This is a genomic window from Arcicella aurantiaca, assembly GCF_003148625.1.
Taxonomy (GTDB): domain Bacteria; phylum Bacteroidota; class Bacteroidia; order Cytophagales; family Spirosomataceae; genus Arcicella; species Arcicella aurantiaca.
In genome coordinates this window covers 71,008-85,165 of record NZ_QGGO01000023.1, presented here as the reverse complement: position 1 = coordinate 85,165, position 14,158 = coordinate 71,008, and the positions used below count along the sequence as shown (strand labels likewise).

Here is a 14,158-nt window from a genome sequence, read left to right as displayed (position 1 = left end):
GCCGTTGGAGCATTCGGCGTTGGATTTACTGTTACGGTTACACTTCCCGACGTGCTTTTACATCCTGCCCCACTCACACAAGCAACATAATAAGTAGTTGTAGAAGACGGAGTCGCAGGACTTGGACTTGCAATCACGGAAGTTAAAGCGGCATCACTATACCAAGTGGTTGTCCCTGTTGCACAAGTTGCGGAAAGCGTTGAGCTTTGTCCCGAACAAATCGTTGCAGGACTTGCCGAAACAGAAGTTGGAGCGGTTGGCGTTTGATTAACAGTTACTGTTATGTTTCCTGATGGACTTTTACACACTCCACCACTTACGCAAGCAACATAATAAGTGGTAGAAGCCGAAGGACTAACAGTATTTGTTATGGTTGTGGTCAAATTGACATCGCTATACCAAGTTGTTGTTCCCGTTGCACAGTTTGCGGAAAGCGTTGAACTCTGTCCCGAACAAATCGTGGCAGGACTTGCCGAAATAGCCGTTGGTGCATTCGGCGTAATATTAGTGGTTGAAACATTGGCAGTAGTCGTTGCCGTACAACCATTCGCATCTGTTGCTGTAATCGTATATGAGCCAGCAGTAAGATTATTGAACGTTCCAGATGGACTTTGAGAACCAATACTTGGCGAAATCGAATAGCTAATACTTCCTGTTCCTCCCGATGCTGATACCACTATTTTACCATTGCTATTACCTGTACAAGTTACGTTTGTGACGGTTGGGCTACCAAACGAAATACTTGTTGGTTGACTAATGGTTATGGAATTAAATTTTGTACAAAAATTATCTTTTACATAAAATGTATATGTACCCGCACTTAAACCCGAAAATACATTACTCGCTTGATAATTAACTCCATCTTTGCTATAAGTAGCAGTACCAGTTGGTGTTCCTGTATAACTGACTGTTGCTGTGGAAGTTCCACCGTTACAGGTGATTGCCGTTGCACTTGCCGTCAAACCTGTTAGTGTACAACAACCAATAGAAGCAGTCCCCGAATTAGAAGGGAAATTAACCGTTGTTGCTCTATTAGAATAATTAGTAATAACAATAACATAAACTTTTCCAGCAGTTACCGAAGCAATAGTAAGCGGAACATTTGCAGAAGTGCTATAATCACAAGATAAAGGAGAACTTTGAGTGGCTACACAGGCATCTGCTACTGAATTAACTGGTCCCCAAACAGCACCATCAATATCAACACCTGCTGTATTTCCAATAGCAAATGATACCGAACCAGAGGTAAGCGGAATAAAGTAAAACCAAGATTGGTTCGGGCGAGTTCTCAAACAACCCCAAGTAGTAGCACCTGTCCCTCCATCAGTTGTATTGTTCACCAAAGCAGGAAACGTAGTGTTACTACACAATTGAGCATCACTCGAAGAAGCCATCGAAGCACACGAGGAAGCAGGTGTATTGGCTGCAATTTTTGCTCCCTTTTTTACTTCTGGTATGTTATTAATCTTATTTTCAGCAACCAAACGAACCGTTACAGGCTTCCAAGCACTTACACAACCACTTTCAGATTCTTCATATCTTACATAGTACGTTTGTGAGTCAGCAGTAGGTTTTATAAGTGTTTCGTTTCCAATACTATTCTCATGTTTCCAACGCAAAGGAGTTGTATTTGAAGACTTCACGCCAAGATAAAAAGGGTCTTTAGAAACAATTTCATAATTGGCAGGTGTATTAGGTAAACCATTGAATTTAGGCGTATTAACATTCACCGTAAGTATATTTGATGTTTTACTTTCTACATCAATCGCTTTACAAGTTGCAAAATAACTGGTAGTGACTTTGGGTGAAACATTTACCATGCTACCAGTACCAATAATATTATTTTGGGTTGTTTTCCAAATTACTTTTCCAGAACACGTACCTCTTAATCTAAGGCTTGTTTTCGTGCCAAGACAAATTGAAGAGTTGCCTATAATTGAAATCGAAGAATTGACAGATTGAGTATTGCTTGAATCAACAGACTCTAAAGATATAATACCGTTAGTTTGTGCCTGTAAAGACAACCCTGATACGAGCAGGTAAAAAAATAATCCAATCAATTTGAAAACACTAATCCGATTGTGTACAGTCTGGTAAAGATTTATCATAAAAAATAGAATAATAGAAATAATTAAGGATTTTTAATTATTTCAAAGTTGACGGCTTGATAGATGACATTAAAAACTATTTTGCTCACTTGTGTACAAAAATGTCGCCAAATATATTTGTAAATTTCTAAAACATAAACATAGAAATTTCAAACAATTGGCAAAATTCAATTCACACAATTCTTTTGTTCACTTAGGCTTTTAATTCAATGGGAAAGGATAAATATTATATCATATTAAGGGACGAAATCGTAAGGTCTTTTTATTCGCAACTTAAAACTTATAATATATTAGGGAGGTAGGATTAAATATGATGATAGTTAATCCGATTGTAAAACTATTACTTTTTACAATAATATCGCTGTAAAAAGACACAACTTGATAATATTATTGCAATATCTTTCTATTGTTGAGTGTTTTTTAAATAGAAAATAAGAAGTCTATTAAAATCATAATGCCTACTTATATAATACTATAAATCCTTTGAGCTTAGACGAAAAAGATAATAATAGTCACACACGACCATAAATAGAATCCTTTTTTGGAGAAAAATTGTTGAGAAAACGCTAAAAAAGAGATTTCTCTTACAAATTTCAAACGGTTAACTATAAAAGATAAATTTATGATTAAATTTTGTATATTTACCATGAAAATTGAAAATATAATTTACATATTTCATGGATATAGTAAGAAATATAGAGCCGTTGTTAGCTGAATATTTAACGATTTTTCCTGTGGTTGGACTTATTGGCCCTCGGCAGGTTGGGAAAACTACTTTGGCTAAAAGTTTGGCAAAAAATCAACCAATTCATTACCTTGATTTGGAATCAGCGGCTGACCGTCAGAAGCTGTCTGACCCTGTTTTGTATTTGCAAAATCATCAGGATAAACTCATTATTTTAGATGAAATTCAGCAAATGCCACAATTAATGGCAGAATTACGGGGAATTATTGATGCTGATAGAAGAGCTGGACGCTTTATTATTTTGGGTTCAGCTTCGCCTACGCTGATTAAAAAAAGTGCTGATTCGTTGGCGGGCAGAATTGGATATATTGAATTGCCATCGTTTACGCTCAATGAAGTTGGTATCGAAAATGAAACAAAACTTTGGCATAGAGGTGGCTTTCCGCTTTCGTATTTGGCTGGTTCAGAAAGAGGAAGCATCATTTGGCGAAAAAACTTTATTAAAACCTATATTGAAAAAGATTTGGCTTTGTTAGGTCTAAGTGCTGAACCACAAACCATTGAGCGTTTTTGGCGAATGTTGGCAAGCGTTCACGGTAATTTATGGAATTCTGAAAGTATAGGTCGCTCAATGGGCTTGACGCACCCTACTATCAATCGATATTTAGATTTAATGGAAGGGGCATTTTTGGTTCGTAGGTTACAACCTTATTTTGTCAATATTTCGAAACGTTTGGTAAAATCGCCTAAAATTTATTTACGTGATAGTGGGATTCTGCACGCTTTCAGAGATATTATTCAACAAAAAGACCTGATGGACGACCCACAAGTTGGTGCATCTTGGGAGGGTTTTGTGATTGAACAAATCATTGAGACCATGCAAAATATATTAATGGACGGACAAGCTTTTTTTTACCGAACCCAACAAGGAGCAGAATGTGATTTGATTATTGAACATAACGGGAAAGTAAAAGCTGCTATCGAAATTAAAATTAGTTCAGCTCCACAAATTAGCAAAGGATTCAGAATAACAATGACTGATACCAATGCCCAACAAGGTTTTGTCATTGCGAAAACCAATGAAACCTATAAAATTGAAGAAAACATTACAGTGACTTCATTGAGTACATTTTTGCAGGATTTTTTACCCAAACTTTGAGTAAATTTTATGCTAATGATTGCTAATCAATTCTTTAAAAACGGTGTATAGAATGAAAATACTCACTTTCCAATCATAAGCCAAAAGGGTTCTCAGGGTAGAAAAAGCTTTTTGAAGATGATTATAAACAGATTGCGTGTTTATATCCATTACATTGGCAATTTCTTCATGACTTTTGCCTTGGAAAAATTTTAAAAAAAGGGCTTCTTTTTGTCTTTTAGGTAATAAATCTAACGCCTTACGAACACGAAGTTCATTTTCTGAAAAAATTTCACTTTTAATAATACTGCCTTCAATTGTTGAATAGTCAGTTAAATTATTTTCTTCGTCTTCAAAGTAATTATTGACGAAGTTGAATTTATTTTTTCTTAATTGGTAAAGTAAATTATTCCTAAGTGCTTTGATTAAATAAATGCTCATGGCATTAATATCGCCCAAAGTATTACGTTTTTCCCAAAGCCCTAAAAACAAATCCTGAATAACATCTTTTATCAATTCTCTATCGTTGGTAATCGTAAAAGCATAGTTAAAAAGCATACGGTAGTGGTTTTCACACAGAGCGTTAAATGCTTCTCTATCTCCTTCTTTTACATTGTTCCACAATGCAATAAAAGTATCATTTTTAGCCTTTATTTTTTGGTCATTTACCACCATTTCAAGATTTGCTTAATTGATTAAGCAAATATAGTTAAAAATATGTAAAATGCTATTTTTTTACGATAAAATAGTATCTTTTGAAGTATGAAAAGCGTTGGGACTTATGATAATCGTAATCACTACGGCGAACCGTTCTTAAATCGTTCTTGTACTTACGTTAACTCTACTTTTTTACTTTAAAATTGTCCTAAAAGAGCCGTAGGCTCGGGCGATTTTGTAGCCCCTAAATTTATTTCGGGGAAATAACGAAAATTGAATCAAAGGTTCGTAGGAACGAGGTATTTAAAGGTTGGTTTATATAAACTGTTCCTACGAAACTCAATGGTTTATTTTGTCATTTTCACTCCGAAATGAATTTCAGGAATACAAGATGGGGCAAGCCTACGGCTTTTCAAGAGTGCCAAAGTAGAATTAAATCCTACTTCCTTTATCTTCCAAAATCATCTTGAATTCTTACGATGTCTTCTTCGTCTGATGGGTTGTTGATGTCAGTATGTTGCCAAATTTCAGCAACTACGCCCCATTCTTCAACTCCAATGAGTCGGTGTCTTTCGCCTTGTTTTAAAGTCACAGGAATGTTCAGTTCTAAGTTTTTGACTTCCTTTTCCACATCGTTATCACTCCTAACGATTGCTGCATTTCCACCGATTAAAGTCCATATTTCGGAACGCCTAAAATGATATTGCCATGATAATCTTTTGGTTGGAGCAACTAAGAGAATTTTTGGACTTAATTTTTCAAATCCTTTAAAATTTTCTACGGATAATTCTGGGAAAAATAGATTGATGAATTTTGAGGTTTGTGTTTCATCAATGACTAAAAAACCACCCCACGGGCGACTTAAATCTTCGTTGGCAATTACGAACCCTTCTGAAAGGATATAGGATTTAACATTCGTGAATATTTCGTCACGCTTTAATTCTGTTGTAATAATCATGTTTAAATTTTAAAAATTATTTCAAGTCCCAATAAATTACGTAACGTTCTCGGTGAATATCGAATAAAGGTTTCAAGATAATTCCATCTTTTACAGTCTTGAAAATAAGCGTTTTAGCCTCCAAAGATTTTATTTCATTGGCTAAATTACGTTTATCAATACCTACCTTTTTGATAAGATTTTGAGGAACGTTGTAGTTATAAGTATAATAATCGTTGTATAAAGTTGGGTTTGAATAAGGAGCAGGAGAAATCATGTTTTCTGTCCCCATTTCTCCCGCCAACACAATTGGGCCATATAAAAATGCTACTTTGTCAGGATTATCATTGGTAGCCTGTGCGGATAACTCCATTGGGAAAGTAACTTCTACACGGTCGTTATTCTGCCAAATACGGTTAAGAACAATGTACGTTCCAGCCGATTGTTTTACATTGATTTTCTTTCCGTTAATCAGTACAATTGCTCCCTGTTTTGCCCAAGATGGATAACGAATATTTAAGATAAAGGGCTGTTTTTGAGTTGTTTCAATGGTAAATGTAGATTTGTCTGAATTCGGGAAAGTTGTTTCCTGCGTTACTTGTACGCCTTTTTCTTTCCAATTAAGTCTTGACGCAATGAAAAGATTTACGAACAAAGTATTTTCATGATGATAATAAATGGCTTCTCCGTATTTGGCATGATTCTCAAAACCACTACCCACACAACACCAAAAAGAATCTTCGGGCGTACTATAAACTTTGTGAGCTCCTGCAAGCATGGGTAAAAAATAAGCAACCATTCCCGTTTGTGGGTCTTGCTGCCCGAGTATATGATTGAAAAGTGCTTTTTCATAAAAATCTGCGTACTTGACATCAGCCGTATGCGTAAATAAATGGCGAGTCAATTTGAGCATATTATACACATTGCAAGTTTCACCCGTATAGCCCGTTAAGTGTTCCGAAAGATTATCTTCCTTAAAAAACTTCTCTTTATCACTATTACTTCCTGTTACAAACGAATGATGATTAATTACCGTATTCCAGAAAAAGGTAGCAATGCTATCTCCTTGCCCTTTTCCTTCTAATTCATAGTCACGAGTAACTCCCAACAGTTTGGGAATGTAGGTATTAGCGTGTTTTTTATTCAAAATATCTTTGCCTTCTTTCAGTGGGTCGAGCATTTCGTTATGATAGAAAAACTCGGCTAACCATTGGTACTCTTTTTTACCTGTGATGGCATATAAATTATAAAAGGCTTCATTAATTCCTCCAAACTCATTACGAAGCATAACCGCTCTTTGCTCTTGGGTGACAGGTTGTAATTTTTTATAAGCCCATAAACCCATGTTTTTAGCGACTTCCAACGCCTGCGGATTGTTACAGTACAGGTAATGGTCAATCAGTCCCGAAAGAATTTTGTGCAAGGTGTACCAAGGAGCCCAAACTCGCTTTCCTGCAATATTTCGATTGATTAATTCTTGTGGGAAAGCACTTAAATAACCGTCTTGATTCAATACTTTTTGTACTTCTGCCAAACCCGAAACAAGGCTATCGGCTTTTAATTTAAAACGTTCGTCGCCCGTTTGTGCATACATTAATGATAAACCCGAAAGTAAATGCCCCGTGCTGTGTCCTCGTAAATCGCAGTCGAGCGATTCCCAACCGCCTAATTTTTTTACCTCAAAATATCCGCCTTCGTTGGCATCAAAAATGCCTGCATTGGAACGAAAACTGTGTAAAAGTCGCTTGGTACTCAATGACAAAAGCCAATTTTGTTCACGTAACATATTTTCTTTAAAACGACCGTCCAACAAGCGTACATCTGATAAATCAAAGCTATATGCAAGAGGTTTTAGTTTATCTTGTAAAGTGAATTTATCAAGATGTTGCCCCTGATAATGCGATTGCCCATAGAATTGATTTACCCAAAATATGAGTATGACTATGAGTTTAAATGATATTTTCATGATTGAATAATGTTTATTTTTCAAGCTTAATTTTGAGAATCCCCTCTGCAAAATCTATGGGAATCGGTTTTTTGTCGAGCATTACATTTGACGGTTTTTTCTCCAAACCAAACGACGCATTCATAAGGGGCTGACCGCTGATATTGACTTCAAACGTTTTGTCTTTCTTCTGAGCAATTAAGAACAATTTTGAAAGTGAATGATATAAAACTTGTTTGTCTTTTCTCAGAAAACTACCATAACCAACGAAGTAATCGGTCAATTCATTAGGATTATTTTCAGCGTAACTTAAAGCCGTTAAATACGCATCAGTTGTATAACCATTGAATGTTTTTATGGAATTTAAGTGCATCAAACGTCCATCGGCTTGTAAATTCAATAATATTTCGGTCACTTTTCCATTTTGCTTGATGCGTACTCCCAACATATCATCGCCTTTAAAACGCTCTATTTCAGGCAAGTTTTTATCATTTACGGAATCTTTCAAGATGATAGCCGTAATAAATTTTGTTTGTCGTACCTGCTCAGGATAGCCAATGGAATAATATTTTTCTTGCTCTTTTACGTTATCTTCTCTCGGAGCAAATATTTCTGACAATACCATTTTTTCAGGAAAATCATGATTATATCCTGTCTCAACTAATGTTTCGGGGTAAAGTGGACGCACCAAAACGGCTCCGTTTTTATTGACAATACTAATATCCCCTCGGTCTTTTTTCGATTCACCTTCTGGATGCAAAAGCCATTCAAATTTGCCATTTTCGTAAGCTTTCAAATCATCAATGACTAAAATGACTTTTCCTATCCATAAAAAATGACGAAAATTTCTGGAATAAATCGTAGAAGTTGGCCCTGTCCCATTTGCCATCACATATTTAATTTCACCCGCATCTAATAATTCACTCACACTGCCATCTAAAGGTGAGCCATGATATTGTTGTTCTTTGGGTTGATATTTTCCGTTGAAAGTCACCACATTATGAGCAGAACTTTGAAAGAAATATTCGGGATATTCTTTTGTTCCGTAAGAAGAGTTTCCCGCATCTTTAATGACAGGTTCACCTTTATGAAACAGGATAAACGAATTGGCATCTGCATGAGCATGATTCCATGTATGACCCGATTTTACCGCTAATAAAGTGGCATCTTTTTGCCAACTGTTTCGCATAGTTGCCCATCCCATATCTTTAAAAATGGCAGAAGTATGAAGCGATGGCAAAACAGGGGTTTTCCCAAAGTCAGGATGATATAAAATCCCCAAAGGAGCATTTTTAAATAAACCTTCCCGAAGTTGCTGATTTTCAATTTGACTCAAATACCAAAGCATATTAGGGTCTTGAATACCCAAAGCCCAAAGTAATTTCAGCGGTCGTTCACCTACAATATTTTTATGACTATCCCCAAAATTGAGAGAATACATCATGCCTTGTCGAGGATAACCTGCGTGCATGAAAAAATTAGGTATATTTTTCATGACTGAAATATCTGGTTGTTTTCCTTTGGGAAAAACGTTTTGATACGCCAATCTAAAAAATAAATACTCCGAAACGCCAAAAGACGCATAATTGACGCTTTCGTACATTCCGCCAGCAACATCCCATGTTTTGGGTTTGGATTGTAATAAATCTCCCGAAAAATTAAACCATTCTTTGGAGGCTTGGTTCAGCGTTTCAATCCATTGATTTGCTTCTGGAACGTCATCTTTGACCGCCAAACAACCTAACCCTGCCATATATACGCAAGCCGTCCACCAGTTATGCCCCATCGAGTTTAAAGAGTGAATACGAGTTTCGGGTAAAAGCCACTCATTCAGAGCAGGGCGTACACCGTTTTTCATTAATCCATTGACAATTATTGTCCGTTCCTCTCGACTAAGTTCGTCGTAAATGGCATCTAAACCAATGGCAACTTCCCAACACTTTTCGGCAGTTTTTAAATCCGAAGTCCAAGCGGGTTGACGTTTCAACATTTCTGGATTCGACCATGTTTTTTGAGTGGTCAAATCTAAGAGTATTTTTTTAGTGGCTTCTGCAAACTTTTTTTCACCTGTTACTAAATAAGACAAAGCCACATAATCAATCTTTGTGTGGTCATTTTTAGTAAGTTGTGCCGTTGCTACTGAATAAACATCATTCCAATTATTTGCCGTTTCAGAATCGGTTTTTATTCTTTGTTTTAATTCTTCTATTTTCAATTTTGTGAAAAATAGATTTTGATGTTTCTGCCCCATGCCAATTATCGGAAATAGACAGCAGAATAACGTGAGTATTTTTATGTGCTTTTTCATGGAAATTGATTAGTCAATTTTACGGTTTCGTCATTTTGTACACCAAATCCCACTGCTCCCATCAAAGCTGCATTTTCATTCAAAACAGATTTTTTTAACCTAATTTTAGGCGAAATATTTGATAATTTTTGCTCGATAGTAGGGAAAAAGAGAGGTGATGCTTCAGCAATATTTCCACCGAAAACAATTATATCAGGTTGAAATTTACCGACAAATTCCTGCATGAAAAGAGCTATATTTTGAGCAAATTCATCAAATATTTGTCTTACTTCGTGTTGTTCATCGTAAATATTTACTAATTGCTTCACGCCTTCCACTTTTTTATGCGTTAACTCAAAATAACGATTTATAAACCAACGAGTCGAAATAAAGTCTTCAGCAACGCCCTTGTGTAATGGGTGAGTGATGCCCAAGCCCATATCTGTGGCAATACCATCTGTAAAAATGGAAGTGCCTAAACCTGTTCCAAGCGTAATGCCCATGCCATTTTCAAAGCCTTTACCAACACCAAAAAGCATTTCTCCTTCTAAAAACGCCTCAGAATCATTTCTAAAAAAGATATTTTCGGAAGAAATCTTTAAACGTTCTGCCAAGACTTTTTTGATATTTATGCCGTACAAGAACTCATATTTATTCACATTTTTCATGAGACAAATGCCTAATTCATAGTCAAATGGACCTGGCATAGCAATACCTAATTGATAATTTGACATTTGGGCTTTGTTGGCAACTTCTTGCATTGTATTCGCCCAAATTGACAATATATCTTCCGCAGGAGCGTGTGAGTTTACGTGCTTCCGAACTGAAGTTTCAGAAATTAGTAAACCATTTTTTACATCTACAACGGCAGCTGTAATATGCGAGCCACCAATATCAACACCGATGTATTTATCCATTTTTTTATTGTTCATGTAACCAAATGGCTTGACCACCTTTTGGTTTTAGGTTTATCGTTAAAATGCTTGATGAATCTATTATTTGTGTGGTAATTCCGACTTGTGTTTTCGTTTTTACTGTGTCATCGTCGGCGTATATTTTAGCTACGTATTTTTTATTTTTAGGTAAAAAATCGAAGTTTATGGTTAAATTTCGTGCTTCATTATTGGTTAAAGTTCCTAAAAACCAATCATTTCCATTTCTTCTGGCTGTGGTAATATATTCACCAATTTTACCTTGAATAATTTTCGTTTCGTCCCAAGTTGTAGGTACTTTTTCAAAGAATTCTACTTCTGGTTCACCTTCATAAGCGGTTGGTTTATCGTACCAAAATAAGGTTTGAATTGGGCTATACATCACAACCGATAAAGCCAATTGATGGGCGTGTGTATTTTTTAAGCGTTTATCGAAATAACAAACCGTATAATCTCCTGCTCCGCAAATTCCTCTTGTAAATGGTAAAGTTGTATTGTGGGTAGCATCTGGAAACTCTTCATTTCCTCTAATTCCTTCGGCAGTCATTAAATTCGGATAAGTACGCATTTCTCCAGTTGGTCGCCAATCATCATGAATATTTACCATTAAATTATTGTCAGCACATTTTTTTATCATGTCTTCAATCCACGTAGTCCAACGGTGCGAACCTACCTGCACAAAACCAAATTTCACCCCTTTTATTCCCCATTTTTTATAAAGAGGAAATAATTCTTCGCCTTGTTTTACTAAAGCTTGTTTGTTAACATATAACCAAATGCCAATGCCTTTTTTCTTGCCATATTTTACGATGGCTGGCATATCCATTTTAGCTTTTACTTGGGTAGCATCTGAGTCCCATGTAAGGGCAGGGCCGTACCATTTCCAGTCGAAAAGGATATATTGCAAATGGTGTTTTGCTGCAAAATCAATGGCTGAGAATGCTCCTTCGGTAGTGAGCGTCATTTCTCGCATGATTTTACCTGCTTTTATCCAATCCGTATTTTTAATTTTATTGGGTTTATTCAAATTCAAGATTAAGTGATTATTTTCAATCAATTGCCCTGCCGTTTCACCGATTATGATGGTTCTCCAAGGTGTACCAAAATAGCTAATGGCATCAACTTTGTCATCCATTGAGGTTAAAATAGTATTCTCCTTTTCGGTACTTAATTTGAATTTTGTTCTCGAATAATCAACCATCGCAGCTTCTGCTAAACTGACGAATAAACCGTTTTTGAGGCTTAAAGTAAGGGGTCTTTCTGCATCATCTACCCAATTTTTCAAGGGTAATGCTTCGTATTTTGCCTGAGCCCAACGTGCATAATAAGCCGTTGAACCCTCTGGCATGGTGAATTCTGTATTTTCTGCTCTAATCTGATAGTAACTTCCTTTAGGATTTTCTGGAAAATAATAGCGAATGGCAACGCCTTCGTTATAAACTCTGAAAACGAATTGAATAGTGTAGTCGTTATTATCAGCTTTTTTAAATGAAAAAACGGTTTCATTGTAATTATCTCTAATGAGCGATTTTTCACCATAAATGGGTTTCCAAGTGGTATCTTTTGAAATAGATTTTTTCCCTGTAAATTCTAAATTGTCAAACCATTTTGTTTGCTTATCCACTTTCAAAGCCATCGCCAATTCCGACAAATGGTTGTCGATAGCTAAGTCTAACTTTGATTCTAAAATAACCGATTTCCCTTTGTAAGAAACGGTATAGAAAAATTCGGTTTTTCCTTCGAGAGAATTTTTCTGATAAAATGTCGTAAAAATTTGTTTATCAGGCGATTCAATAACGGTTTTGTTGATTTCTTGTCCGAAAACGGTACAAGAAATCAAACAAATTATGAGTGCCGATAATTGTTGAAATACTGTTTTCATATATTTTTAAGTAAGACAAATTTCTAATCTGTCAGTAATGAAACAGGCTGAAAACCTGTGTTACTTATGATAATTTTTGAGTCGGGTTAGGGCTTCGATATAATAATAATCTGCATAAATTATCGACGCATCTATTTCTCCATTGATGGGTCTGTTGCCTGTGGAATGCAATAAAAAAGCATCATTTTCTCCACGACTTTGATATTCTTTGGACGAAAGAGAAGCCAACATTTTAGTAGCTTTAGCGTAGTATAAACTCGCCTTTTTGCTATCTTTTACCATTTTTGATAAATCTAAAAGAGCTGATGCCGTAACACAAGCAGCAGAAGCGTCTCGGGTTGTATTGGGGATTTCGGGCGTGTTAAAATCCCAATAAGGAATCAAACTTTCATCGGGCAGATTTTTTAAATAAACATCCGTCACTTTTTGGGCGAAATCCAAGAATTTTGGATTTTTGGTTTCTTTATAACACATCGTAAATCCATAAATTGCCCAAGCTTGCCCCCTTGCCCACATGGTATTATCGGCATATCCTTGATGAGTCATTCCTTTGAGTTTTTTTCCCGTTAAAGTGTCATACAAAACAACGTGATAAGAGGTGAAATCATCACGAAAATGATTCTCCATTGTTGTTAAAGCGTGTTTTTCGGCAATTTTGTAAAGATTTTTATTCCCTCCATTTTTAGAAGCCCAAAACAATAATTCCAAATTTATCATATTGTCGATGATGGTATTGTGAGCTTTAAATTTGGCAACTTCACGAGGCCAAGATAAAATTGTTCCTACTTTGGGATTGTATAAGGTTGCTAAAATATCGGCTGTTTTTAGAATCACTTTTTTGTAGGCAGGATTCTTCGTTAAGCGGTAACCATTGCCGTAACTACAAAAAATCTGAAAGCCTAAATCGTGGTCGTGAGCCACTTTTTGTTGTGATAACGGCAATAATTGCTTATCAAAAAGTTCAGCTTGTTGCTTAAAAAATGGTTTTTTAGTGCCTTCGTACAAATACCAAAGCGAACCCGACCAAAAACCGCTACACCAATCTTCATAATTAACCAATCGCCAATCTTTGCTATTGTTATTTATACTTCTCGGAATGTTCGGTTTTCCATCTTTTGGTAATGTATTTATCGTTTTTTGAGCTTGTTCAGCACAATAATTAATATTTTTTTGGGTATCAAATTTCTGACTAAATAGAAGTGATTTAGCCAAAAATAGCATGGTTATGGTAAGCGATAATGATTTCATATTCAAGTTTTTGTACTTACGAATCTGTTATTTTTTGGAACGATAAAGGGTTTGTCTCAGACAAACGATAGACCACAGATTATACAGATTGAACAGATTTTTGCTAATTTTTTGATTTTAAGTAAGAAGAACATATTATTGATAATATAAATATTGTCATCATGACGTAGGGGCGTATCGCATACGCCCACATCTCGACCTTTTGGGCGTATGCGATACGCCCCTACACAATATCAATTTATTTATTCCAAATAAGTAATGAGACAAAATAAAACGCTATTTTAAAATATCACAAACCATTGATAATCAAGTTTATGATAATCGTAATTCTTAAATCGT

9 protein-coding genes are annotated in these 14,158 nt (G+C 35.8%); 1 reads left to right on the top strand and 8 read right to left on the bottom strand.

Going from position 1 to position 14,158, the window contains the following annotated elements; genetic code table 11:
• Positions 1-2,060: Ig-like domain-containing protein (locus tag LV89_RS18265; RefSeq protein ID WP_211321232.1), on the bottom strand; the 2,060-nt coding region annotated here is incomplete at its 3' end.
• Between the two features lie 725 nt (positions 2,061-2,785).
• Between LV89_RS18265 and LV89_RS18260 the strand changes: the two genes are divergently transcribed.
• A complete protein-coding gene (locus LV89_RS18260) occupies positions 2,786-3,952 on the top strand; it encodes an ATP-binding protein (RefSeq protein ID WP_109744361.1) in 1,167 nt (388 codons plus the stop codon).
• A gap of 12 nt (positions 3,953-3,964) precedes the next feature.
• On the opposite strand, the gene LV89_RS18255 is transcribed toward LV89_RS18260, so the two are convergent.
• From LV89_RS18255 to LV89_RS18225, 7 genes are all read right to left on the bottom strand, one after another.
• A complete protein-coding gene (locus tag LV89_RS18255; protein WP_109744360.1) occupies positions 3,965-4,606 on the bottom strand; it encodes an RNA polymerase sigma factor in 642 nt (213 codons plus the stop codon).
• 430 nt (positions 4,607-5,036) lie between these two features.
• Positions 5,037-5,546 carry a cupin domain-containing protein gene (locus LV89_RS18250; RefSeq protein ID WP_109744359.1) on the bottom strand — a complete coding sequence of 170 codons (510 nt, stop codon included), beginning with the start codon at positions 5,544-5,546 and terminating at the stop codon, positions 5,037-5,039.
• A gap of 16 nt (positions 5,547-5,562) precedes the next feature.
• On the bottom strand, positions 5,563-7,491 hold the full coding sequence (locus LV89_RS18245) for a glycoside hydrolase family 127 protein (protein WP_109744366.1): 1,929 nt from the start codon (positions 7,489-7,491) through the stop codon (positions 5,563-5,565).
• A gap of 13 nt (positions 7,492-7,504) precedes the next feature.
• Entirely contained in the window at positions 7,505-9,778 is a 2,274-nt protein-coding gene (locus tag LV89_RS18240) for a heparinase II/III family protein (RefSeq protein ID WP_211321231.1), read from the bottom strand.
• Positions 9,775-10,674, bottom strand: coding sequence for an ROK family protein (locus LV89_RS18235; protein WP_158279622.1), 900 nt, complete (start codon positions 10,672-10,674; stop codon positions 9,775-9,777). Before LV89_RS18235 ends, LV89_RS18240 begins: the two co-directional genes overlap by 4 nt.
• 4 nt (positions 10,675-10,678) lie before the next feature.
• Positions 10,679-12,571 (bottom strand): glycoside hydrolase family 97 protein, encoded by a 1,893-nt coding sequence (locus LV89_RS18230; protein WP_109744356.1) that lies wholly within the window; start codon positions 12,569-12,571, stop codon positions 10,679-10,681.
• Positions 12,572-12,631: 60 nt separating this feature from the next.
• On the bottom strand, positions 12,632-13,819 hold the full coding sequence (locus LV89_RS18225; protein ID WP_211321230.1) for a glycoside hydrolase family 88 protein: 1,188 nt from the start codon (positions 13,817-13,819) through the stop codon (positions 12,632-12,634).
• Positions 13,820-14,158: the final 339 nt, after the last annotated feature.